The sequence below is a fragment of the Bacillus sp. FSL K6-3431 genome (assembly GCF_038002605.1).
GTDB lineage: Bacteria > Bacillota > Bacilli > Bacillales > Bacillaceae_C > Lederbergia.
Map to the genome: position 1 here is coordinate 5467558 of NZ_JBBOCT010000001.1, position 25597 is coordinate 5493154.

General features: G+C 37.0%; 22 protein-coding genes and 1 pseudogene. 20 read left to right on the top strand and 3 right to left on the bottom strand.

Translation table 11 applies throughout. The annotated features are described in order from the left end of the window. Positions 1-32 precede the first annotated feature (32 nt). The 4 genes from MHB53_RS26055 to MHB53_RS26070 all read left to right on the top strand — a co-directional run bounded on the left by MHB53_RS26055 (position 33) and on the right by MHB53_RS26070 (position 2603). The gene (locus MHB53_RS26055) at positions 33-884 is read left to right on the top strand and encodes a methylmalonyl-CoA mutase family protein (protein ID WP_340924314.1); all 852 of its coding nucleotides are present in this window, start codon (positions 33-35) and stop codon (positions 882-884) included. After that, on the top strand, positions 860-1222 hold the full coding sequence (locus MHB53_RS26060; protein ID WP_340924317.1) for a hypothetical protein: 363 nt from the start codon (positions 860-862) through the stop codon (positions 1220-1222). The genes MHB53_RS26055 and MHB53_RS26060 overlap by 25 nt, the downstream gene beginning before the upstream one ends. 283 nt (positions 1223-1505) lie before the next feature. Continuing rightward, on the top strand, positions 1506-1943 hold the full coding sequence (locus MHB53_RS26065) for a BrxA/BrxB family bacilliredoxin (RefSeq protein ID WP_340924320.1): 438 nt from the start codon (positions 1506-1508) through the stop codon (positions 1941-1943). Positions 1944-2096: 153 nt separating this feature from the next. After that, a complete protein-coding gene (locus tag MHB53_RS26070; RefSeq protein WP_445661488.1) occupies positions 2097-2603 on the top strand; it encodes a L,D-transpeptidase in 507 nt (168 codons plus the stop codon). Between the two features lie 80 nt (positions 2604-2683). Here the strand turns inward: MHB53_RS26070 and prli42 are convergent, their stop codons facing one another. Further along, on the bottom strand, positions 2684-2776 hold the full coding sequence (gene prli42, locus MHB53_RS26075) for a stressosome-associated protein Prli42 (RefSeq protein WP_340924325.1): 93 nt from the start codon (positions 2774-2776) through the stop codon (positions 2684-2686). A 414-nt stretch (positions 2777-3190) separates the two neighbouring features. Here prli42 and mce point away from each other — a divergent pair, with 414 nt between their 5' ends. The 16 genes from mce to MHB53_RS26155 all read left to right on the top strand — a co-directional run bounded on the left by mce (position 3191) and on the right by MHB53_RS26155 (position 24606). Next, a complete protein-coding gene (gene mce / locus MHB53_RS26080; protein ID WP_445661489.1) occupies positions 3191-3646 on the top strand; it encodes a methylmalonyl-CoA epimerase in 456 nt (151 codons plus the stop codon). Then, positions 3639-5189 (top strand): acyl-CoA carboxylase subunit beta, encoded by a 1551-nt coding sequence (locus MHB53_RS26085; RefSeq protein WP_340924331.1) that lies wholly within the window; start codon positions 3639-3641, stop codon positions 5187-5189. Before mce ends, MHB53_RS26085 begins: the two co-directional genes overlap by 8 nt. A gap of 203 nt (positions 5190-5392) precedes the next feature. Beyond that, complete coding sequence (locus MHB53_RS26090; protein WP_340924333.1) at positions 5393-6511, top strand: M20/M25/M40 family metallo-hydrolase; 1119 nt, start codon at positions 5393-5395, stop codon at positions 6509-6511. Positions 6512-6559: 48 nt separating this feature from the next. Next, complete coding sequence (locus MHB53_RS26095) at positions 6560-7060, top strand: chemotaxis protein CheW (RefSeq protein ID WP_340924336.1); 501 nt, start codon at positions 6560-6562, stop codon at positions 7058-7060. Positions 7061-7435: 375 nt separating this feature from the next. Continuing rightward, the gene (locus MHB53_RS26100) at positions 7436-11086 is read left to right on the top strand and encodes an FIMAH domain-containing protein (protein ID WP_340924339.1); all 3651 of its coding nucleotides are present in this window, start codon (positions 7436-7438) and stop codon (positions 11084-11086) included. Positions 11087-11203: 117 nt separating this feature from the next. After that, positions 11204-11635, top strand: coding sequence for a hypothetical protein (locus tag MHB53_RS26105; RefSeq protein WP_340924342.1), 432 nt, complete (start codon positions 11204-11206; stop codon positions 11633-11635). A gap of 79 nt (positions 11636-11714) precedes the next feature. Continuing rightward, a complete protein-coding gene (sipW, locus tag MHB53_RS26110; RefSeq protein WP_340924346.1) occupies positions 11715-12266 on the top strand; it encodes a signal peptidase I SipW in 552 nt (183 codons plus the stop codon). A 69-nt stretch (positions 12267-12335) separates the two neighbouring features. Next, positions 12336-12923, top strand: coding sequence for a CalY family protein (locus MHB53_RS26115; protein WP_340924347.1), 588 nt, complete (start codon positions 12336-12338; stop codon positions 12921-12923). A gap of 322 nt (positions 12924-13245) precedes the next feature. Further along, positions 13246-15018, top strand: a complete 1773-nt coding sequence (locus tag MHB53_RS26120) for a cache domain-containing sensor histidine kinase (RefSeq protein WP_340924348.1) — start codon at positions 13246-13248, stop codon at positions 15016-15018. A gap of 17 nt (positions 15019-15035) precedes the next feature. Next, positions 15036-16244, top strand: a complete 1209-nt coding sequence (locus MHB53_RS26125; protein ID WP_340924350.1) for a response regulator transcription factor — start codon at positions 15036-15038, stop codon at positions 16242-16244. Next, the gene (locus tag MHB53_RS26130; RefSeq protein ID WP_340924354.1) at positions 16241-18127 is read left to right on the top strand and encodes a substrate-binding domain-containing protein; all 1887 of its coding nucleotides are present in this window, start codon (positions 16241-16243) and stop codon (positions 18125-18127) included. The genes MHB53_RS26125 and MHB53_RS26130 overlap by 4 nt, the downstream gene beginning before the upstream one ends. A 264-nt stretch (positions 18128-18391) precedes the next feature. Then, a complete protein-coding gene (locus MHB53_RS26135; protein WP_340924356.1) occupies positions 18392-19903 on the top strand; it encodes a sugar ABC transporter ATP-binding protein in 1512 nt (503 codons plus the stop codon). Next, on the top strand, positions 19900-20931 hold the full coding sequence (locus MHB53_RS26140) for an ABC transporter permease (protein WP_340924358.1): 1032 nt from the start codon (positions 19900-19902) through the stop codon (positions 20929-20931). Before MHB53_RS26135 ends, MHB53_RS26140 begins: the two co-directional genes overlap by 4 nt. Next, complete coding sequence (gene yjfF / locus MHB53_RS26145) at positions 20928-21968, top strand: galactofuranose ABC transporter, permease protein YjfF (RefSeq protein ID WP_340924360.1); 1041 nt, start codon at positions 20928-20930, stop codon at positions 21966-21968. The genes MHB53_RS26140 and yjfF overlap by 4 nt, the downstream gene beginning before the upstream one ends. A 127-nt stretch (positions 21969-22095) precedes the next feature. Continuing rightward, positions 22096-23109, top strand: coding sequence for an ABC transporter substrate-binding protein (locus MHB53_RS26150; protein WP_340924363.1), 1014 nt, complete (start codon positions 22096-22098; stop codon positions 23107-23109). Positions 23110-23385: 276 nt separating this feature from the next. Beyond that, positions 23386-24606 carry a DNA polymerase IV gene (locus MHB53_RS26155; protein WP_340924366.1) on the top strand — a complete coding sequence of 407 codons (1221 nt, stop codon included), beginning with the start codon at positions 23386-23388 and terminating at the stop codon, positions 24604-24606. 3 nt (positions 24607-24609) lie between these two features. Here MHB53_RS26155 and MHB53_RS26160 read toward each other — a convergent pair whose 3' ends face one another. Together MHB53_RS26160 and MHB53_RS26165 are read right to left on the bottom strand one after the other, a co-directional pair. Further along, entirely contained in the window at positions 24610-25056 is a 447-nt protein-coding gene (locus tag MHB53_RS26160; RefSeq protein ID WP_340924369.1) for a YueI family protein, read from the bottom strand. A gap of 229 nt (positions 25057-25285) precedes the next feature. Continuing rightward, positions 25286-25426: pseudogene (locus MHB53_RS26165) on the bottom strand (hypothetical protein); the annotation flags it as partial. Between the last annotated feature and the right edge of the window lie 171 nt (positions 25427-25597).

The window sequence follows — 25597 nt, forward strand, 5'->3', positions numbered from 1 at the left end:
CTTTCATATATATGTGTGAATGGGATATCCAAATGTCGATTGAAGAAGCTATAACAATTTCATTTAAGTCAGTGAGTTTTAATAAGTGGAAAGAAATCGCGGAAAAAACCGTACGTGGAAAATCTATTGATTCTTTAAGTAAACAAACTTGTGAGGGAATAAAATTGTCGCCTCTGTATACAAGTGAACATCTCGATTCAATTGAAGTAGAACAATTTCCTGGAATAGGGTCTACTATAAGAGGCAGTCTTAAAGCGGATACAAATATTTGGAAAATTGCTCAGGTACTTGAAAAACGAAATTGGGAAGATTTAAAAAGCGACATAGTGATGGGAATCAAAAATGGACAAGAAACAATTTCTTTTGATGCGGATATATTATCAGATATTCACCGTCTTAACTTCATGGAATTAAGAAAAGTCATCGATTTTAATGTGTATCCTCTCTTTATTATTAGTAAAACAAACTTTCATGAAGTCGCTTTGAAATTACTACAAAGTGATGGTGTAAATATTTCTGGCGTGATGGGAAAAGATTTGCTATCTTCCGACTTACATAATGGATTTTTATTTAAGCCGACTAGTAATCTATTCAATAATTGGCTTGAAACAGTTGAAAAGCTAAATAAGCATTGTGATCATTTAAGGACGATTGTAATAGATGTAACTTCATATCAATCTAGTGGTGCAAGTGCAATACAGGAGTTAGGAATCGCTATTAGTGAAGCGGTTTTTTATATAGAAAAAATGCAGGAATATGGATGGGATCCAATTAAAACGATTCAAAAAATAGTATTTCAGTTCTCAATTGGCGGGCAGTTCTTTATAGAAACAGCAAAATTACGAGCATTTAAAAAACTATGGAAAATGATCTCCACTTTTTAAAACCGGCAACAACTGGTTGGGAAACGAAAGCATTAACTTGTTCAGCGCTGCAAGGAGACGGCATTGAATCGATATGGGGTATGATACAAGATTTTACAGGGCGGGGAAAATCATCAGATGTGTTTTATGACAGACGTAATACTCAAGTGAGTGAGTGGTTAATTTCCATGGTAAAAGATCGATTAGAAGTAGCATTTTTTCAAGATGAACAAGTAAAAAAAATAAGAAAGTCAATAGAAGATGGTGTGGAGCAAGGGAAGCTGACGGTGTTACAAGCCGAAGATGCGTATCAAGGAACACTTTATAAACGGACAGAGGGGCACTTACCAAGCAATTAAGGGAGCACTGACTGTCCTGTGGCGACGTCTGTGTGATCTGCATCGTGAAGGCCTCTGTGTGATTTAAATCGTGTAGGACTAAAAAAGGACAGCTTAGGTTAAGCTGTCCAAAAGCATCTAGGGAGTTTAGGGGTATGGATCTAGATGTATTGTTAAGATTCCCGATTTTTTCAAATTTAAACCTATTTATTTAATTTTGGTTCGATTATTTGATAAAATCGTAAATATACTGCTATGATAGCAGTAGAATTATAGTAGTAATCAAATAAAGGGGCGAATATAAGTGGATATGGATTTTAATCTTTATATGAATGATGTCGTTAGTAATGCACGACAAGATATGGAACAATCTGGCTATAAACAATTGACTACAGTAGAAGATGTGGAACAAGCCTTTGATAAAAAAGGGACAACACTTGTGATGATCAATTCAGTATGTGGTTGTGCAGGGGGCATAGCACGTCCAGCTGCGGCACACTCACTACATTACGACAAACGCCCGGATCATTTAGTAACAGTTTTTGCGGGACAAGATAAAGAAGCTACTGCGAAAGCACGTAGCTATTTTACCGATTATCCACCATCATCTCCATCGTTCGCGCTTTTGAAAGATGGTAAAGTTTGTACAATGGTTGAAAGACATGAAATTGAAGGACATGATCCAATGTCAGTAGTAAACAAACTACAACAATATTTCGAACAATACTGCGAAGAAGTTTGAGTTAATGCCCCAATCTGTGTACAACCACATATTGGGGTTTTTCATATCTAGAATGAATAACCCTTTTTGATGCAAAATAGTTAAGAAAAGCAAAAGCGCCCGTAGCAGGTGCCATCATACTTTTCTGGATATTTTAAAAAAAGGGTGATATTCTTGCAATTAATTTTAGTGATGATGTTAATGATTGGTTCATCAATATGGCCGTTTGGGGCTCAGGTTTTACCTGGAGATCCTATAATTATCGTTAATAAACAGACAAATGAGCTAGCATGGATAAATCATGGTAAAATAATGATGACAACAAAAGTAGCTACTGGAAAAACGAATGATTTAACTCCAGAAGGCTTATTCACAATTAAAGTGAAAGCGAAAAATCCATATTATCGAAAAAAAGATATTTTAGGTGGGGATCCGCGGAATCCGCTTGGCTCAAGATGGATTGGCTTTGATGCGAAAGGTACTGATGGGCGAATATATGGTTTGCATGGTACAAACGAACCATCAACGATTGGAAAGTATATTTCGCAAGGCTGTATTAGACTGCCGAAAACAACACTTGAACAGTTGTATAATAAAGTGACCAATGGGTCGAAAATATTCATAACCCACTCATCTAAATCATTTGAACAGCTGTCAAAAGAAATTGGAGCGCATGAATAAGTTTTACACATATCTGATTTTGACATTTCCTAAAATGAGAAAAAGCCCCTTGCAATAGTAGCAAAGAGCCTTTTAAACTATCACAGGAATGAGATCCCTGCCATGACTGTTGTAGCGATCATTGAAATGAGCATGAGATAAATAACGACTTTTCGAACTTTTTTATTTGACATCGAGAAGCACTCCTTGGCACGATTTAATTACTTCTATTTTATATCTAAATAACTTTTTAAACAACCCATCCGATAATTTTACTTAAATAGGAAATTCAAAAAGTCACCGAATGATATACAGCGAATTTCTTCGTTGGTATAGGTACGTCCTTCTACTAAGGAAAAGGGATCCTCTGTTAGGACAAGGAACCTCTGTTAAGATCGCTCACTTCCTGTGAGCAACACAGAGGCCTGCACATCGTGTGCAAGTACGTCCTGTGAGCAACGTAGAGATTCAGCACATCGTGTGCAAGTCCGGTTCTCACGTATTAAAAGAATACGTGAGAACCTCAAAACCTTCGCACCTCGAACTTATTGTTCCTAATTTGGAGCTTTTTTGAATACTCATTTAAATAATGTTATAGACAGTTCCTTATGTTTTTATATAACAAAAGGGGGGCGGTGTTTGTGAAAAGTGTTGATCATATTGGAATAGCAGTAAAGTCTATAGAAGATACTTTACCTTTTTATACTAAAACCCTCGGGTTAAATTGTATTGCAATGGAGGAGGTAGTATCAGAGCAAGTCAGAGTAGCTTTTCTCGAAGCGAAAAATGTTAAAATTGAATTATTGGAATCAACGAATCCAACAGGTGCGATTTCTAAATTTATTGAAAAACGTGGAGAAGGAATTCATCATATTGCCTTTAATGTTCATTCCATTGAGCATCGGATTGATGAGATTAAAGAACAAGGTTTTCGAATGTTAAATGATATTCCAAAACAAGGTGCTGCTGGTGCGATGGTTGCTTTTATGCATCCAAAGTCGAGTCATGGAGTTTTGTATGAATTCTGCGAAAAAAAGCCGCTGGAGGGGACGGGCAGTGACTGATATTTATAAAAAGATAAATAATCTTTACGATCGTAGACGAGAAGCAGAATTAGGTGGCGGAGATGAGCGGATACAAAAGCAGCATGAAAAAGGAAAATTAACAGCAAGAGAGCGAATCGATTTATTAGTAGATCCCGGTTCCTTTGTCGAGTTAAATCCCTTTATGGAACATCGATCAACTGATTTTGGGTTGGAAAAGATGAAATATCCAGGCGATGGTGTCGTCACAGGTTACGGAAAAGTAAATGGTCGGAATATTTTTCTGTTTTCTCAAGATTTTACGGTATTTGGTGGTGCATTAGGAGAAATGCATGCGGAAAAGATTGCAAAAGCAATGGACTTGGCAGCTAAAAACGGTGCACCATTTATCGGCCTAAATGATTCCGGTGGTGCGAGAATACAAGAAGGCGTTGTATCTTTGGATGGATATGGGCATGTTTTTTATCGAAATGCTATTTATTCAGGGGTAATCCCACAAATATCGGTAATAATGGGACCATGTGCTGGTGGAGCGGTTTATTCTCCAGCAATTACTGATTTTGTGTTTATGGTTGATCATTCAAGCCAAATGTTTATTACGGGCCCTAAAGTCATTGAAACTGTGACAGGAGAAAGTATTTCTTCTGAAAATTTAGGTGGTTCGAAGGTCCATAATGTGATTAGCGGCAACGCTCATTTCCGTGCTGAAAGCGAGAATCAGGTATTGAAAATGGTTCGTAAACTACTTTCATACTTGCCACAGAATAACCAAGGAAAACCGACCCTAATAGATTCCGATGCAAAAGAGGATTTACGACCTGAACTGGCAGAACTTGTTCCTTTTGATGCAATTAGACCTTATGATGTCCGGTCAGTAATAAATGAAATTGTCGATGAACTATCTTTTTTTGAGGTTCACAAAGAATTCGCCAAGAATATTGTGGTTGGTTTCGCGAAGATTCGTGGTGAGGTGATTGGTCTTGTATGCAACCAGCCCAAAGTTATGGCTGGTAGTCTCGATATTAATTCTTCAGATAAAGCAGCAAGGTTTATCCGGTTTTGTGATTCTTTCAATATTCCGATCATTACATTTGAAGATGTATCAGGTTTTTTTCCGGGAATTAAACAGGAACATGGTGGTATCATTAGACATGGAGCTAAAATTTTGTATGCTTATTCAGAAGCAACTGTGCCAAAAATCACAGTTATTTTACGCAAAGCATATGGTGGGGCTTATGTTGCACTAAATAGTAAAGCAATTGGAGCAGACCTCGTGTATGCGTGGCCAAATGCAGAAATTGGTGTAATGGGTCCTCATGGTGCGGCAAATATTATTTTTGCTCGTGATATCCAAAATAGCGAAAATCCCGAAAGTACTAGGGCTGAAAGAATTGAAGAGTATCGAGAAAAATTTGCCAATCCATATATTGCTGCTGCAAGAGGGATGGTAGACGATGTAATTGATCCGCGAGAAACGAGAATAAAACTTATTCAGGCTTTAGAAATGCTACGTAACAAACAAGAAGAGAGACCAAAGAAAAAGCATGGAAACATGCCGATGTAGTGAAGTTTTAACTTCATTTAGCAGAAGTCCCCACTTCTATAAGTGGCGGGATGAATGCGATTTACCTAATTCAGTGGGAATGCAAACTCCGGCGGATGTCACAGATTTTCAGAGGAAGTTTATCGAGCGAGCTCGATAAATTCTAGACGCAATTCCCGCCAAGGCGTAATTGATACTAAATAGAAACGATGGAGGTCATACATATGATTAATGAAGAACGGTTACTAAATGAATTTCTCGAATTGGTACAAATTGATTCAGAAACTAAAAATGAAGCGGAAATAGCCAAAGTATTAAAACAAAAATTTGAAGCACTGGGTGTACATGTTTTTGAAGATGATACAACAGAACAAACGGGGCACGGGGCTGGAAATCTAATTTGTACACTTGAAGGGACAAAAAAAGATGTGGATTCCATTTATTTCACCTCACATATGGATACGGTTTTTCCTGGGAATGGTGTGAAACCATCGGTTGAAAACGGGTATGTCATCACAGATGGAACGACGATTTTGGGTGCAGATGATAAAGCTGGGCTTGCCGCAATGTTTGAGGCTATTCGTGCCTTAAAAGAAGAGAGTATATCGCATGGTAGCATTCAGTTTATCATTACTGTTGGCGAGGAATCAGGTCTTGTAGGTGCGAAAGCGCTCGATTCTTCCTTTATAAAAGCAAAATACGGATTTGCGTTGGACAGTGATGGAGAAGTCGGCAATATCATTATTGCTGCACCTACTCAAGCTAAAATAACTACAGAAATACATGGGAAGACTGCGCATGCTGGAGTAGCTCCGGAAAAAGGAGTATCCGCGATTACGATTGCCGCAAAAGCTGTTGCGAAGATGCCGCTTGGTAGAATTGATGAGGAAACAACTGCTAATATAGGTCGCTTTGAAGGTGGACAAGCTACAAATATCGTAGCGGATCAAGCTTTTGTACTTGCAGAAGCAAGATCATTAGTGCCGGAGAAAATGGATGCACAAGTGGAAAAAATGAAAACAGCTTTTGAAGAAGTCGCCAATCAAATGGGTGGAAAGGCAATAGTCGATGTTGAAATCATGTACCCAGGATTTAAATATGGGGATGGAGATCAAGTCGTTGAAATTGCTAAAAAAGCGGCGAAGGAAATCGGCCGTGAGCCTAAATTATTAACTAGTGGTGGAGGTAGTGATGCCAATATTATTGCAGGTTTTAATATCCCGACTGTAAACCTTGCTGTTGGCTATGAAGAAATTCACACAACTAGTGAAAGAATGCCTATAAAGGAATTAACAAAACTTGCGGAAATGGTAGTTGCTGTTGTGAAAGAAGTCGCGAAATAATAAATAGAGGGCAGGCTGTTTAAAACAGCCTGCATATAAAAAAAGGGAGTGATAAATTTGTCCGAAAAAGTGGTTATTTTTAATGCTGGTAATGAGGATTATGCCATCGCTATTTCATATGTTATTTCGATAGAAAAATTAGATCATATTAACCCTGTCCCACATTTGCCTGAATATATGAGGGGAATAACAAAATCACGAGACACATTGATTCCAGTTTTGGATTTAGGTAGTATTTTATATGATTCTAGAACAGCCATTGACGGTGATTCACGAATGATCGTTATTCATACTGAAGAGCTATCATTTGGGCTACTTGTAAAAGAGGCAAAGGAAATAATTGAGATTCCAACTGAGGCGCAGAACCAACTCGGTCTTATTGCTTATCAGAAAACAAAATACTTTTCTTCTATCGCCAATTTAGAAGATAGATTGATAACGATGATTGATCCGGCTGCAATGATTGAGGTTTCGGAAGGAATTAAAGAAATAAAAGACTATTTAATAGAGCAGAAACAAGATGCCAAAGGAAATATTGTTTGTAGCTAATTAAAAATAAGATTTCTGACTTACAAAACCTTATTATAAAGGCTAGTAAGTCTTTTTTATATTCAGGAATTCAACGTTCTTTTCCGAGTGCGTTTCGTACGTTAGAGTGACTGAAAAGCGACTTCTGTGTTTATAAATTTGGAGATACCCAAACTGGGTAGAGAAAATGGTTTTTCCATCTAATCGAAAAGATAGTTCGGAATAGCTTAATAGAAGGCTGAATTTTATAAATACATTTCAAGCAAATCCATTTAATATTAATTCTATGAAGCCGATTGACCATTACTGATTTAACTTTATTAAAGGTGGTGTGTTAAAAAATATAATCATGGATCTGAGTAGTCTTTTACTACAAAATTAGAGAGGAGAAGAAGTATGAATAAAAAAGTAAGTCTTTTACTTGTTATTTTTATGATCATATTTGGACAGGCAATCAGCTCTCCTGAGTCCGTTTTTGCGGAAAAAGAAAAAAATGAACTTGAAGGAATCAATGGATTAAAAGGAGATTACTATGTAAGTTCTGGAAAAGGGAAGTTTGATTTTCATGAACTTAAATCCACTGTTGTTGATGGAAATATTCATTATCCTGATTTGGATCCTATACTTAAGTCATTAACTAATCAAGACAATGATGTTAACGTCAGGTGGACGGGACAAATTCGGCCGGAGTATTCAGAAGACTACACTTTTTATATGATTGGAGATAACGGTTTTAGACTATGGGTGGACAATCAGCTAATTATTGATCACTGGGTAAATGATTGGGATAAGGAACAGAAGAGTAATTCGCTTACGCTAGAAGCCGGCAAAAAGTATGATATTAAAATAGAATATTTTGAAGACACTGGTGGCTCTAATTTATTCCTTAGATGGTCTAGTGCAAGTCAAGCTAAAGCAATCGTCCCACCTGAGGCATTGTATCTCCCTTTGGACTTTGATTTTAGCGGTCCTTCGATGTCTGTCGTTTCCGAGGATGGGAAAACAATGGAATTAACCTTTTCTGAACAACTCAACGCTATTCCCAAAGGAGCTATTAATCATATTAAAGTAAATGTGTCGGGGGAGGATTGGCCGCTTGAATCGGTTTCATCAGCAGACACAGAGAGTTCGGTGGCCGTGATTCAAATGTCAGAACCGATTTTTGGAAGGTCTGCGAATGTAAGAGTTATATATGATGGAGAGGGTGGGATTACGACTAAGGACAGTAATAAATTATTGAAGTTTAATAGATTTGCTATTAATCACTCTACATTCTCGATAGAAACGCCTTGGACAAAAGATGTGTCGGCAGATAACGCACTGCCAGAATATCCACGTCCACAGATGGTTCGTGAAAAATGGAAAAACTTAAATGGTAACTGGGAATTTGAAAGCGCTACGAAAGAAGGTGCTTTGCCAACAGGTGAAACATTGGCAGAAGAGATCCTTGTGCCCTATCCAGTCGAATCCAAATTGTCGGGAATCGAACGTTATGAGGAGCGCATGTGGTACAAACGACAGTTTTCAATACCAGAAGATTGGGGTGGAGAAAGAGTATTACTACATTTCGGAGCAGTTGATTGGGAAACTACAGTCTATGTCAATGGCGAAAAAGTAGGTAGTCATCGCGGGGGGCATACAGCATTTAGCTTTGATATTACAGATGACCTTAAACAAGGGGATAATGAGCTGATTGTGCATGTGTATGATCCTACAGATCCAAACAAACAATCTCTTGGGAAGCAAAGACTTAATCCGGGAGGGATTTTCTATACATCGGCTTCTGGCATATGGCAAACAGTTTGGTTAGAACCTGTTGCGAAAGCTAGTATTGATAAATTAGATACAGTTGCAGATATAGACGGAGAAGTATTAAATCTAACTGTACAAGGAACGGGTGTTAATAATGAGACGGTCGAAGCAATTGCAATGAAAGATGGGAAAGAGGTTGGTCGTGCAAGTGGTAAGATTGGATCTGAGATTCAAGTTCCTGTACCAGATCCTCGGTTGTGGTCAACAGAAGATCCATTCCTATATGATCTTAAAATCATATTGAAAGATGGCTCACAAACAGGTGATGAAGTGGCAGGTTATTTTGGTATGAGAGAGATCACGATAGGTGAGGAAGATGGTGTGTTGCGACCGTTACTTAACGGTGAATTTGTTTTTCAGATGGGCCCGCTAGATCAAGGTTACTGGCCCGATGGTATTTATACTGCTCCGACTGATGAAGCGTTAAAATTCGATATTGAAGAGGCGCAACGTCTTGGTTTCAATATGATCCGTAAACACGCGAAGATTGAGCCTGCACGCTGGTATTATTGGGCAGATAAAATGGGGATGCTCGTGTGGCAGGATATGCCAAGTATGTATAGCGGTAATCCTTCAACAGAAACGAAACAGCAGTTTGAATATGAATTTTCGGAGATGTTAAACCAGTTTAATAGCTTTCCATCCATCGTCCAATGGGTCGTATTTAATGAAGGTTGGGGACAATACGATACAGAGAGACTAACCAAATGGGTGAAAGAAAAAGATCCTAATCGCATAGTGAATAACGCAAGTGGATGGACGGATAAAGGTGCAGGTGATGTTATTGATTTCCACGTATATGTGGGCCCAGGTTCTCCAACGCCAACTTCATCTCGTATTGCTGTATTAGGAGAATACGGAGGGCTTGGATTGAAGGTTCCTCAACATTGGTGGGGTGGAGGGATTTTCACGTATGAAATGATGGATAGTAGTAAAGCGCTAACTGATCGGTATATTAGTTTAATAGACCGAATTAAGCAATACAAGCAAAATCCGGGTCTTAGTGCTGCGGTATATACGCAAATAACAGATGTTGAAGGTGAACTCAATGGTTTACTAACATATGACCGAAAAGTAGAGAAAGTAGATTTTGAGTTACTGCAGCAAGCGCATAAGCAGTTAATTGGTGGTCTCGATGCAAGTGACTTACAAAAACACATTGATTCCGCCTCAGCCTTATTTGAAGCTGCGGAGGTAGGGGATGAGCCAGGGAAATATCCTCAAGAAGCTGTCGATGATATGAGGACGGCTATCGCTTTAGCCAAAAGTGTAGCGGATGATCCTAATGCAACAAGAAAAGAAATATCTCAAGCAATTAAAGCTTTAGAAGAAGCAGTTGCACAATTTAAAGAGCAAGTTCATTCACCAATTCCAATGGATGCTGAGATTGACCATTTTGATAATGAAACAATAGCCGATTCTTGGAGTATTATTAATCCCGTTGATTCAAATTGGACACTTACGGAGAAGGAGTCACATTTACGAATTAAAACGCTGCCTGGAGATATCTATCAAGAAATGAATGATATGAAAAATATCTTCTTAAGAGATGTCCAGTCTGAAGATTTCGAAATTACAGCGAAAGTGACAGCTCCGATACGTGAAAACCATCAACAAGCTGGTCTGATTATATGGCAAGATGACGATAATTATGTCAGATTTGGGCATGTATGGGATACTACAACAACGACCGGATACAGTTTAGAAACGGCAAAAGAAGAAAAGCAAAAATACAGTAAAGCTAATAATATGGCCCGTCACCCTGGAAGTGATTCCGTCTATATGAAATTTAAAAAGGTGGGAAATGAATATACAACGTATTATTGGAGCGGCCTCAAATGGGAAAAAGCCGCCGATCCAATTACAGCATCTCTAGATAATGTCAAAGTTGGGCTTTACGCAACTTCCACAGGTTCAAATAAAAATATTAATGCTGATTTTGATTATTTCACTATCAAGCAGGATGAAGCACTTTCAAGTGCAGATATGAAGACAGTTGTTGAGAAATTTGAGGAAGAAGGGGAATTCACAGACGATCGTGTCGCGCACGCCTTAAAACTTCATCTGACTGCAGTGGATCGTTATGAAAAGCAAGAAGCAGCTGCAAAGGTCGTCAAACATATGGAAGGTTTTAAACAGTTGCTTGAACAGCAAAAAGAGAATGAATGGATATCGATGAAGGCATATAGCACTCTTAAAGCTAACGCAGAAGCTTTGATTAAGAAGTGGCAGTAGAGCGTTACACTTATCCCTTTGTTGCAAGTTATGGTTTTGCAACAGAGGGACCTAAATGAAACCGTTAATTTTCAGCATAGAGATTCCCTCAATAGGTGATACCGGAAGGAGAATAGGATGAGAAATCGTCGATTAACAAAAATACAGAAGTTTTTTTGCCATCTGCTTGCTATCGTATACCTATTATTTTGCTTCACGATACAGTTGACTACACCGACGATCGCCTATTTTTATGATTCGGATAGCATTGAGGGAAATCTTTCAGCTAGTAATGAATTCGCTGAAGCTAAAAAACAAGAAAATGATAACCATCTATCTAATCATGGTGACCCACAAGTAAATGCTTACTACACCGAACAAGAGCAGGACGACATGCCTGACAATCAGGAAATAGAGCGAGACAATAGTATAGCTAACGAAAACAATGATGATAACGAAGCTTCTAATAGTACTGATCTTCAAAAAGCTGCCAAGATCGCGGAGATATGCGATCAAGAACCTAAAGACACTGGAGCTTTCTTAGAAATGAATCGCGAGAATGCAGAGTAAGAAAATGTGGAAGAAGCTTCGAAATTACATTACTGTGCCTAAAAAGACAAGCAAAAAAACCACGAGGTGAGGTGTTACTATGAATTGGAGAAATGTATGTAACATTATTAGCAATATTACAACGACATTCGTGTTTATTCTGCTTATAGTCACAGTCTGCACTATGTTATTTTCTAGAGCAGCAGGAGGCGAACTAAGTCTATTCGGTTACCAATTGAAAATGGTATTGTCTGGCTCAATGGAACCTCAGATACAAACAGGGTCACTCATTTCAATTAATCTAGACGGTGATAGAACAAGTTATAAAAAGGGCGATGTAATCACTTATAGAACAGCAGATGATATCCTAATCACTCATAGAATCAAGGAAGTCAAAGGGTACGGACTGCAGTATATTACGAAAGGAGATAACAATAACGGACCTGATATAGAACCAGTACTGGCTGATAACATTATTGGGAAATATACAGGGTTTACCGTACCGTATGTCGGTTATTTCATTTATTTTGCTAATTCGAGGCAAGGTGCTGTTTTGCTGTTAATTTTACCAGGCATTTTGTTACTTGGTTACTCAATTATGTCAATCTGGCGTGCCCTTCAACTTGTCCAAGTGCCAAAAGAAAGCACTTGAATAATGAGTCTTAATCCTATAAAGAGATCCCGACTTTTAAATAACAAAAAAAACGAGGAGGAATAAGAAATGGGTTTAAAAAAACAGCTTGGCTCGGGTGTGCTGTCTGCAGTACTTGGTCTAACATTATTAGCAGGCGGAACATACGCTTATTTTAGTGATAGTGAGGTAACAAACAATACATTTGCAGCAGGTACTTTGGACTTAGCTGTAGAACCAACACAAATTATTAATATCGATAATATGAAGCCAGGTGACTGGATCATTCGTGACTTTGAACTTCAAAATAATGGTTCATTGGATATTAAAAAAATACTTTTGGCAACAGAATATACTGTTATTGATAATAAAGAAGATAACACAGAAGATTTCGGAAAGTATATTGAAGTGGAGTTTTTATATAATGTTGATAAATTGGATGAAGTGATTTATAAAACTACTTTAGCGGAATTAAAAAATATGAGTCCGGAAGCTGTTAATAAACACATTTTCTATCCAATACTTGGAGAAGAAGGACTTCCAGTTGGTACTAGTGATGACTTCGTTGTCCAATTTAATTTTATAGATAATGGACAAGATCAGAACGAATTCCAAGGGGATTCTTTAAATCTGAGCTGGACATTTAATGCAACACAGACAGCTGGTAAGGAAAAATAATAGGAGTTCATTATAAAAGTTAGAAAATATATGTCGCTCTAACTTTGCTGCTAAAACGAAACGCTTCGAGCTTGTAGTGACTACCGTCGGTGAGAAATCATTGACGGTATTTTTCTCTTGCCATCTGATTCGCTTCGAAACGGGACTTTTATATTACTTCGCAAGGATAGATTCAATTAATAACCACTGCTTAAACAATTGCTTCCCAACGTTGATTAAGTACAAATCCTATAAACTTTGCAGGTCAAACAGGCTTTCTTGTCGTATATTAGGCATAGGAAGCTTTTCTTCAGTTATAAAGTTAGAGGTGGTATCAAATATATTGGAGAATATAGCAAATAAGATTAAAGCTAGATTATCCGTTCTTAATATTAGAGCAAAGTTATTGATTTACATTATTATTATTATCGTTGTTTCTATCGCTACACTTGGCTTTTTAGGTAACAAAAGGTATACGGCATCTATTGACCAAGAGACTAACGCACATACTATCCAAATGATGAATCAAGTGGAGAATAATATTCAGCAAACGATAGATCAAGTTAGTGATATCATGTATTATTTTGAAAACAATAAGAGCGTCTTCTCCTTCTTAAATAGTCCTTCTCCAAATCAAAATATTATCAAGGGAGTGCAAAAACAATCTCAGATTTATGAAGCTCGGCATCCAAGCATTGCCGGGATGATGCTTGTTAATAAGTGGAATATCTTTGTTAGTAATAACATGAATCGAATTTCGCGTGATCCACTTACTAAAGAAGATTGGTATCAAAAAGCTATGCGTGAACCTGATAAGATTCACCTCATTAGTAATCCTATCGGCCGTAATATTACTACAGAAAACGACTATACATCAGATCAAGTCTTAGCTATCGTAAAAGCAATCACGGACTCGGGGTCTAAAGAGGTTATCGGAGTCATATTAATTGATTTGAAACTTGAAGTCATTCAGAAAGTAATTGAATCTGTGTCTTTAGGACAAACTGGATTTATGTATATCATAGAGGATTCTGGAAATATCGTATATTCGCCTGTAAATGCAATTGTTTATCGGATTAATAGTCAATGGTTTACAGAAGAATCAAATAGAATAGTTAAAACAATACGTGGGAAGAATTTTCAGATCATTACGAATAGTTTTAAAGGGCTCGATTGGAAAATTGTAAGTGTGATTGCGTTGGATGTGTCCTTAAATGTAACGAGAGAACTTCAAATGTATACAGCATTAATAGCCTTAGTAACATTAATCTTTGGACTACTCGCTTCGTTGTTCTTTACTAAATCTGTAACGAAGCCAATTGCTAATTTACGAAGTTTAATGAGTCGAGTAGAAGAAGGTGAATTACACTTAAGGTTTCCTTCTCGTTCAAATGACGAAATTGGTCAACTTGGTAAGAGCTTTAATAATATGATTCAAGAAATTGAAAATCTAATTAATCTAGTATATGAGGAACAGCAAAAAAAGCGTGAAGCAGAACTGAGAATTTTACAAGCGCAAATTAAACCACATTTTCTTTACAATACGCTTGATACGATTCAATGGATGGCACATGACCATAAAGCTCAAGACATAGTTGATATTATCGGAGCATTGACACAGTTATTTAGAATTGGATTAAGCAAGGGAAGCGAAACGATTAAAGTTAGTGAAGAATTAAAACATATAAGAAGTTACATATACATTCAGATGATTCGTTATGAAGAGAAATTAACGTATTCCATTGAAATGAAAGGAGAGGTAATGAACCTAACACTGCCAAAATTAATCCTTCAACCCCTTGTCGAAAATGCAATATACCATGGTATTAAAACAAAAAAAGGTCGAGGAGAAATCCAAATTACAGTAGAAAGGACTACAGAGGCATTATTTTTATTCGTTAAAGATGATGGAATTGGTATAACGTCAGATAAAATAAATCAATTAAATCAACAATTTCAATCAATAAATGCTATAGGCCGAGATCTAGGTTACGGTCTTTCAAATGTAAATGAAAGAATAAAACTATCCTACGGTCAGGAATATGGCATCCGGATTTCTAATAATCAGCCTGAAGGCATAACCGTGATCGCTAAAATACCTATAAATGACATATAAATATTGGAGGGATTCAGATGTGGAAGTTGGTCATTGCTGATGATGAAGCACGAATAAGGCGGGGGCTCAAGAATATTATTCCGTGGAAAGAATGGAATATTGAAGTGGTAGGTGAAGCGGAAGACGGACTATCTGCATTAGAGATGGCAACGGATTTGCAGCCAGACATGCTATTCGTTGATATTAACATGCCTTTTATGGATGGATTAGAGCTGGTAGCTAAACTGAAAGAGCAGATTATGGATTGCATTATTATTATCATTACAGGACATGATGAATTTTCATATGCCCAGAAGTCTATAAAGTTAAATGTGTTTGATTATCTTCTTAAGCCTGTAGTGAAAGGTGAACTAGAAGAAGTTGTTGGAAAAGCAATTGATAGATTAAGAAAAAATCAGGAATTCGAAGAACGAAACAATTGGACGGAAAATCAAGTAAAGCGCCATTCCATGTCTTTACGTGATAGTTTTTTGAGAAACTGGATTCAAGGTTCAAAAACAGAAGAAGAAGTAATCGAGAATTTAAAGCATTTCACTATTAAATTACCAAAAAGCACATGGATGATGGCTTATCGAATTGTGGATAATATTGATTTAGGGAAAACAAGTAGGGTTTGGGACAAAGGTCTATTGGAGTTTTCAGCTAGAAATATTATTGAAGAAACACTTGCAGCTCTTCCATTTAAATTGGTCTTTTCTGATGGAAGTGGTTTAATCATTGTTGTTATTGAAAATAACGATCAATTAAGAGATATCCAAATGATGGGGCAAGTAAAGGAACGAATTGAATCTTTGCTCGAAAAACTTGTTATTAGCAGTCAAAAAAAGTTAATAGAGAGTGTAATAGAATTTAAGGGTATTTATAGCGAATTAGTTGCAAATGTAAACAAACAATCTCAAATATCACCTATTGTTGCACTTGCAAAAAAATATATAGATCAACAATATCATCAACCAAGGCTGTCTTTAAAGATCGTAGCCAATGAAGTGAAAATCAGTCCAACTTATCTTAGTAAACAATTAAAGAAGGAATTAGGATTATCGTTTATTGATTACTTATCTGAAGTGCGAATTAAAAAAGCTGCTATGCTTATGAATGATCCTTCAGCAATGATTTATGAGGTCGCAGAAAAAGTGGGATATAACAGTCAGCATTATTTTAGCAATGCCTTTAAAAAGGTAACAGGATCATCACCGTTACATTATCGGAAAGGTAATCGAATATGAAAATAGTCCGTAGATTTATTCCCTTTGCTACAATATTCATTTGTATAGCACTTATATCACTGCTCATATTCTTTGTAACGAAGCAAAATTTTAATAATAATGATGATGAAATTCCATTTTTGATTGGTATAACTCAACCAAACTTAAACGAACCTTGGCGTATTGAAATGAATGAGGAGATTAAATCTGAGGCTAGTAAATATGAAGAATTGCATGTCATTTTTACAGATTCTGCCCAGAATAGCTATCAACAAAAATTAGACATTGAGAAATTATTAGATTATGGCATTGATCTTTTAATTGTTTCCGTGGATGATGCAGCTACACTTACGCCAACAATAACTGAAGCTTATAAAAAAATTCCTGTTATTGTTTTAGGGAGAGGTGTCACCGGCTATGATTATACGTTATATATAGGTTCTGATCATGAGTTAATAGGGAAAAAGCTTGGAGACTATGTCGATCAATTAATAGGGAAGACTGAAGGGGCAATTATAGAAATTCAAGGCGATAGAGAATCACCTACCGTCATTGAAAGAAAGGAAGGCCTTCTGCAAATCATGTCCTCCCACCCCAATCTAAAACTGACAAATACTATTTATGCTAATTGGCAGAGGGATGAAGCAGAAGATAAACTATTAAAGTTACTTGAAAATGGAAATCAACCCGATTTAGTTTTCGCGCATAACGATGCGATGGCAGTTGGAGCTTATCGTGCATTAAAAAAACTTCAGCTCAAAGATGTACAGATCATTGGCATCGATGCTGTAAATGCAGAAAACAGTGGTTTGCAAATGATCCGAACAGGGGCAATTACTGGGACCATTAATAGTCCTACTGGTGGAAAGGAAGCGGTACAATATGCTTTGGATATATTAAAAAAGGAGATAGGTATCCCGAAGAAAATAATATTAAAAAGTAAAAAAATTACTAAAGATAATGTGAATGAATATTTGGAAGAGCAGCGGGAAAGAAAATATGAAAAGTTCAATATCGAAAACTTAAAAGAAGAAATTACGCTTGGATTTATTCAAGTAGGAAATGAAAGTAATTGGCGTTTAGCGCATACAAAATCGGTTATTACAGCTGCCAATGAAGCGGGGATAAATTTGAAATATGAAAACGCAGATCAGGATCAAGACAAACAAATTGAATTTATTCGCTCATTTATTAAACAAGGTGTGGATGTCATCGCATTGTCGCCGAAAGTGGAAACTGGCTGGGATGACATACTTAAAGAAGCGAAACAAGCGGGGATCCCTGTCATTTTATCTGATCGGGAAATTCGTGTAGAAGATGACTCTTTATGGACTGCGTATATCGGATCCGATTTTGAGGAAGAAGGTAGACGTGCGGCTAGATGGTTAGTAAGCACTCATAAAGGTGAACAGAAAAAGGTAATTGAAATCCAGGGAACGGAACAATCGGCGCCTGCAGTAGGTCGAAATCAAGGTTTTATTGAGGTACTTGAACAGCATGTCGATTTTAAGATTATCGAAACTCTTAAAGGTGACTTTACATTTGATGCAGGAAGAAAATTGATGGAGAAATCGTTGCAGAAATACGGATCCGATATCGACGTAGTGTATGCGCATAATGATGATATGGCCCTAGGGGCTATAAAAGCAATTGAGAAATATGGTTTAAAACCAGGTGAGGATATTATTACTATATCAATAGATGCAACAAAAGATGCGTTTCGAGCTTTGAGTGCGGGAAAGTTAAATTTAGCTGTGGAATGTAATCCACTTTTAGGTCCCCAAATTATGAAGGCTGTGAAAGACATTATGATTGGAAAAGACATTCCCCTGAAATTCATTACTTCAGAAGGGGTTTTTACTCAAGAATCTGCGCAGAAAAATATGCCTAAACGAGAATATTAAGAGTTGCTTTATGTTTTGGGAATTTGTAGTTTTCTTACATAGGCTTGAAAAATATTGTAACTAAGACCGTCCAATAGGATGGTCTTTTTTGTTTTTTGCATATGTAACACAATTTTGTTGATAAAACGATTTTTAGTAAGTATTTACTCTTGCCGAAAAGTGCAAAAAAAATCTTTTTATTCTAAATACTTACTCGTCAATGTTACTTAAAATAAAACTATTACTTTAAAAGTCATCATAAAAAGATAAAGGGGTGTGTCAGACATGCAGGAAGAGATAGTTTTAACTGCACAAGGTATTAGTAAAGCATTTCCTGGTGTGCAGGCTTTGAATAATGTGAACTTCACTTTAAAGCGTGGGGAAATACATACGTTGATGGGTGAAAACGGTGCGGGAAAGTCAACGCTCATCAAAGTATTAACAGGTGTATATGGAGCAGATGAAGGGAGAATAGACTTAAATGGTTCACGTATTGAGCCGAAAACCCCTCAAGAGGCTCAAAAATTAGGAGTTAGCACAGTTTATCAAGAAGTTAATTTGTGCCCCAATTTATCTGTGGCTGAGAATATATATATAGGTAGAGAAATATTGAAAAAGGGGCGTATTAATTGGGGCGCCATTTATGAGCGATCATCACTGCTCCTAAAGCGGTTAAATTTAAATATCGATGTGAGAAAGCAATTATCTTTTTATTCTATTGCGATTCAACAGATGGTTGCAATAGCTAGAGCTGTTGATATCTCCAGTGGTGTATTAATACTCGATGAACCTACATCTAGTTTAGATAACAATGAAGTGGCCCAATTGTTTGCAGTAATGAGAAAACTGAAAAGTGAGGGCCTAGGAATTATATTTGTCTCTCATTTTCTAGATCAGGTATATGGCATTTCTGACACCATCACTGTGCTCCGTAATGGGGAATTAATTGGTGAGTACCCTATTCAGGAATTGCCAAGGAAACTATTGGTATCCAAAATGATTGGTCGGGACATAGTTGATCAAAACTATACAAATGTAAAAGCGAACAATATAAATGAACAAGGAATTTTCCTGAAAACAAATGACTTAGGTCGTAAAGGATCAATAGAATCAATGGATTTGACAATTCGAAAGGGGGAGATTATCGGATTGGCTGGACTTTTAGGTTCTGGTCGTTCCGAAACAGCAAAATTAATTTTTGGAATAGATAAGTCTGATCATGGATCAATGGAAATTGCTAGTGAATCATTCCAATCGATGCTACCAAAGAAGGCGATTAAAAAAGGGATTGGTTTCTGTCCAGAGGATCGTAAGGTTGAAGGTGTAGTGGGTGAGTTAAGCATTCGTGAGAATATAATTTTAGCGAAACAGGCTAGTAAAGGATTTTTCACTTATATTTCAATGAAGGAGCAAAAAAAGATTGCTCAAAAATATATTGATTTACTAAGAATTAAAACTCCTAATATGGAAGAAAGGATCGACAATTTAAGTGGTGGTAATCAACAAAAAGTTATTTTATCGAGATGGTTGGCTACAAATCCTAAATTATTAATCTTAGACGAACCGACTCGTGGAATTGATGTAGGTTCTAAATCAGAGATTAGGAAGCTAATTATGGATTTAGCGAATGAAGGGATAGCGATCTTGATAATATCAGCTGAGTTAGTAGAAATGGTGGAAATGTGTGATCGAATTACTGTATTACGAGATCGACAGCAAATTGGCGTAGTCTCCGGTGAAAGTATGACGGAAAAAAATATCATGGATATGATAGCGGAAGGGCCGGCATCGGCATGAATATCAAACGGAGAACGATAAATATTTTTAAGGATCCTATTATTTGGCCCATCCTTGCATTGGCTATTATTCTTGTCATTAACTTCTTTGCAATACCAGGCTTTTTTTTCATTGAAATTAAAAATGGTCGATTTTATGGAAGTCTTATCGATATTCTCAATCGTGGAACTCCCCTTATTATTATTGCTTTAGGTATGACTTTAGTAATTGCTAAAGAGGGAATTGATATTTCCGTGGGAGCGGTGCTTGCAATAGCGGGTGCGTCAGCTATTTATATGTTAGACTATTTTTCTGTATTTGTCGCAATTATTTTTGCATTACTTATCGGATTAGTTTGCGGTTTGTGGAATGGGGCATTAGTTGCGATTTTTGATATTCAACCGATGGTGGGAACATTGATACTTATGACAATTGGTCGAGGGATAGCACAATTAATAACGAATGGGCAAGTCACGACTACTAATAATGAAGTTTACGCAATTATTGGAAAAGGTTATTTTTTAGGCTTTCCGGTTCCTTTATTTATAGCTATCTTCATTCTAGCTATTTTAATCTACTTAAAGAAAAGAACGTCGCTTGGATTGTTTCTTGAAGCTGTTGGTGCAAATAAAAGAGCGAGTGAATTTGCAGGTATTCAACCAAAGTTAATTTATTTTATCGTTTATGGGATTTGCAGTTTATGTGCTGCGATTGCAGGGTTAATAATTAGTTCCAATCTTAATAGTGCAGATGCAAACAATGCTGGCTTATGGATTGAATTAGATGCTATTTTAGCGGTAGTAATCGGCGGGACCTCAATGCGCGGTGGTCGCTTTTATTTAGTAGGAACCGTTGTTGGTGCATTGTTTATTCAAACGATATCGACAACAATATATTCTACGGGTATTCCTCCGCAAACAATTATGGTTATTAAAGCAATCGTAGTAATTATCGTCTGTTTAATGCAATCTGAACAATTTAGGGCCATGTTCCAATTCCGCAAAGCAGCTGTAGTGAAAAGTAATCGTAAAAAGGCGGTGGAGCTGTGAATTTTAAATTTAAAAACCCATTCTCCAATTTCAAATTAGATCAAAATAACATCATTATTATCGCAACATTAAGTCTACTAATCTTGCTCTATACGATTGGTGCATTTCAGTTTAGAGGATTTTTATCTGTGCAAGTATTTTTTAACTTTTTTATTGATAATGCACATATCATGATTGTGGCTACTGGTTTGGCCTTTGTAATTATTACTGGAGGGATCGATTTATCTATAGCTTCAGTGATAGCGCTAATTAGTATGATCTCAGCTAGTTTACTACAACAAGGTATGAATCCGTATGTTGTAATGATGATTTGTTTAGTCATTGGCATCATTTTCGGTTCATTACAGGGATATCTCATTTATCGATTCAGGCTCCACCCTTGGATCGTGACGTTAGCAGGTATGTTTTTTGCAAGAGGCAGTAGTTACTTGATCAGTACAGAAAGCATTGTTATTACAAATAAAGTGTACAATCAAATATCAAAACATAAATTTTATGTTTTGGGAGATGCGTATATATCTGTTAGCGTAGTAATTGCGATTATCGTTGTTATTGCTGCAATATTTATTGGCAAATATTCTCGATTCGGGAGAGCGGTTTACGCAATAGGTGGAAGTGAAAAATCGGCGGTATTAATGGGTCTACCTGTTAAAAGTGTAACTATTTTAGTATATTCCCTTTCCAGTTTCTGTGCGGCCCTAGGAGGCATTGTATTTACATTTTATATGCTATCAGGTTATTCCCTGCATTTATTGGGTGCGGAAATGGACGCAATAGCTGCTTGTGTAATTGGTGGAATTTTACTAACTGGAGGGTTTGGTTATATCATTGGACCTACCCTTGGAGTACTCTGCATGGGTATCATTCAAACGATGATTATGTTCCAAGGAAGTTTAAGTTCATGGTGGACGAAAATTGTGATAGGTTTTCTGTTATTTGTATTTATTGTACTCCAAAGAGTTATTGTAATGAGACAAGGGAAAAAGTGGGCCTTTCGCAAAGGGAATAAAAAAGTGAATACGAATCTCAGTAAATGAACAATAACGAAAAGATGATTCCGAATATCGTAAGAATAATCCGATTTATCTAAATACAGTCTAAACTCATATTGATAATATAGGATGTGTAGTACCACATATAAAAATCATTGGGAGGGGCAATGAAATGAAAAAAGCGTTGAATGTATCTAGGTTCGTTGTAATGTTTATTCTTTTAGCTGCGTTATTAATCGGCTGTAGCACATCAAACAGTGGAGGAAACGAAAATAAGAATGCCGGAGAAAAGGAATCATCTGATGAGCCTATCGTTGTTGGATTTTCACAAATTGGGGCAGAGAGTGGGTGGCGGACAGCCGAAACAGAATCTGTAAAAGAAACATTTGGTAATGATGCGCAGTTTGAATTAAAGTTTTCCGATGCTCAACAAAAACAAGACAATCAAATCAAGGCTCTTCGTTCATTCATTGCCCAAAAGGTAGATGCGATTGCTTTAGCACCTGTTGTTGAATCTGGTTGGGAAACAGTTCTCCAAGAGGCGAAAGATGCGGATATTCCCGTATTTTTACTTGATCGTGGAGTGAGTAAAGAATCGGAGGATCTATATACATCATTCATTGGTTCAGATTTTATATTGGAAGGTGAAAATGCCGCGAAAATTGTTATTGAACATTTTGGGGCAGATAAAGAAGTAAATATCGTAGAACTACAAGGTACTGTAGGTGCTAGTGCCGCAAATGACCGTAAAACAGGTTTTGAACAAGGATTGGAAGCTGCATCTGGATTCAAAATCATTAAATCACAAACAGGGGATTTCACCCGTGCACAAGGAAAAGAAGTAATGGAAGCATTTCTTCAGACTGATGCAGAAAATATCGATGTAGTTTATGCCCATAATGACGATATGGCTCTTGGCGCAATACAAGCAATTGAAGAAGCCGGATTAAAGCCAAGTGAAGATATCTTTATTATCTCAGTTGATGGTATTAAAGAAGTTTTTGAAGCAATTGCTGATGGAAAAATGAATGCTGTTGTTGAGTGTAATCCACTACTTGGACCTCAATTAAAACAAGCAATTTTAGATTTTAAAGCAGGTAAGGTAGTAGAAAAATGGATCAAAACAGAAGAAGATGTATTCGTTGGTCAAGATGCGATTGATGCTTTACCAGACCGTAAATATTAAAAGGACAGGGCTAATTTATCTGTATAGAAAAGAATTTTATAACCGAGGATGGGAAAAAAATATATCCAAAAATAAGCGGAACCTACACGCAAAAGTGAAAGTTTTAATAAGAAGGATTACTCGGAGCAACTTTATAAGTAGCTTCGATTTTTTAAGATAAATTTAGATGGAAATCCAAGCTTCAACCCGTTCTCCTATCTTTGCAGGGAGTTTTTTTGTATTATTAAAAGAGAAAGGTTTTTATCTTTAGATTAAATTTCAGTGAAGGTGATATGAATGAAGGCGAGGTCTTTCTATCCTAAAAAAGGCCGTGTCATACTGCATGTTGATATGAACAGTTTCTTTGCCTCTGTGGAGATGGCGTATGATCCTTCACTGAAAGGAAAGCCACTTGCAATAGCTGGGGATGTTGAAAAACGCAGGGGTATTGTTGTTACGTGTAGCTATGAGGCTCGTCAGTATGGCGTAAAAACGACAATGCCGCTTTGGGAAGCGAAAAAGCTATGTTCACAACTGATCGTTAAAAAGCCAAATCTTGATCGCTATCGTGAAGTGTCACAGGCCATTTTTGAGGAATTGCGGCAAGTTACGGAGTGGGTAGAGCCGGTATCGATCGATGAAGGATATTTAGATATTACTGATTGTCATGAACTTGGAACACCAATGGATATTGCTTTAGCCATTCAGCAAAGTTTATTACGCAAGCTTGATTTGCCATGCAGTATAGGGATTGCTCCAAATAAATTTTTGGCTAAAATGGCTTCTGATATGAAAAAGCCATTAGGTATCACAATTTTACGAAAAAGGGATTTACCGCATGTGATTTGGCCACTCCCAATTCTGGAAATGCATGGTGTTGGTGAAAAAACGGCGGAAAAGTTGGCGGGCATTCAGGTTCATACGATCGGGGATTTAATTCAAATAAATGAACAGCAATTAAAATCAGTTCTAGGTATACGGGGAATTAAATTAAAAGAGCGAGCGAACGGCAATGATACACGGCCTGTTGATCCTGCAGCCGCTGAAGAAAACAAAAGCATTGGCAGCTCGATCACTTTACCCCGTGATATAACAAATCAATCAGAGCTTACAGTGATCTTGGAAGGTCTTTCAGAAAGTGTTTCTAAGCGTTTGAAACGAAAAAATTATCTGACGAGTAATGTCTCAGTTACGATCCGCTATAAAGATCGCAGAACTATTTCGAGAAGTAGGAAGTTTATTAATCCAATCAATAAAGCGGAGGATATATTACTAGCTGCTATAACATTATTTAATGAAAACTGGAATGGTGATGCAGTGCGTCTGTTGGGGATTACAGGACAGGATCTGATTGAGGAGGACAGCGCCTACGAACAGTTGGATTTATTTTCCTATGAAAAAGAAGCTCGAAAAGAGCCTCTTTACAAGGCGATTGCGAGCATTAAAAGTAAATATGGTGATTCCAGTGTTCAAAGAGGGATAGATGTTAACCCAGTTCAAAAAAAGAAAAAAATGTAACCATCATTTTTTTAGAAAGTTAGCGATTCGTGAAATTAGGTTTTTCCGTGGTTGTTTTTTTTTAATTATTTCTTCGGTTTTTTTCTTTGTAATATAAATTTCATCTTTATTAATTGCGTTATTATAAGTTAAGACAAGTCCAATACTTGTCTTACTCTCTTGATTTGCTACAATAGAAAAAGGAATATCTTTTTTACGTGCGCAGTAAATGTAATCTGATAAAAAAGAGTAATCAAGGTCACCATTCAATAGTAGCGTGGCATTTGGATTTTCGTCCATTAATGCTTCGACTTCCGGATATACACCTTGCTCCATCACTTGGCTTTTCGTTAAGGCAATAACAATTCTTTCCCTAATAGTACCAAGGAATTTACGTCGTTCATCAGGCTTTGTCTGTTTAGTACCATATATGCCATTTTGTAAATAATCATCCACATTGGAATTTTGCACGGCTATTACACCTCCGCGATACTATATTCTATTAACCCCCATAAAGTGAAACTTATTTGTGGGGGTTTTTAGAGGGTTACTGGCCCTTCTTGCGATTAAAAGAGAATGAAGAGAAATCCATGCCCCCCCTCCCTAGACATGGATATCCTTCTTGCATCCTTTAGTGTGTCCCTTATCTTTAGCGAAATGGGCTCATTCCATACGCTGTCGCTATACGAGCGTGAATTTATTATTCTTCTACATCACCATTTGTGACAGGCCACCAGAAGAAACCATCTTTTTCCAGTAACTGATCTGCTGCATCTGGCCCCATAGAACCAGCTGGATAATTTGGAAATTCCGCTTTTTTGTTTTCCCACAGATGGCTCATTCCATACGCTGTCGCTATACGAGCGTGAATTTATTATTCTTCTACATCACCATTTGTGACAGGCCACCAGAAGAAACCATCTTTTTCCAGTAACTGATCTGCTGCATCTGGCCCCATAGAACCAGCTGGATAATTTGGAAATTCCGCTTTTTTGTTTTCCCACAGATGGCT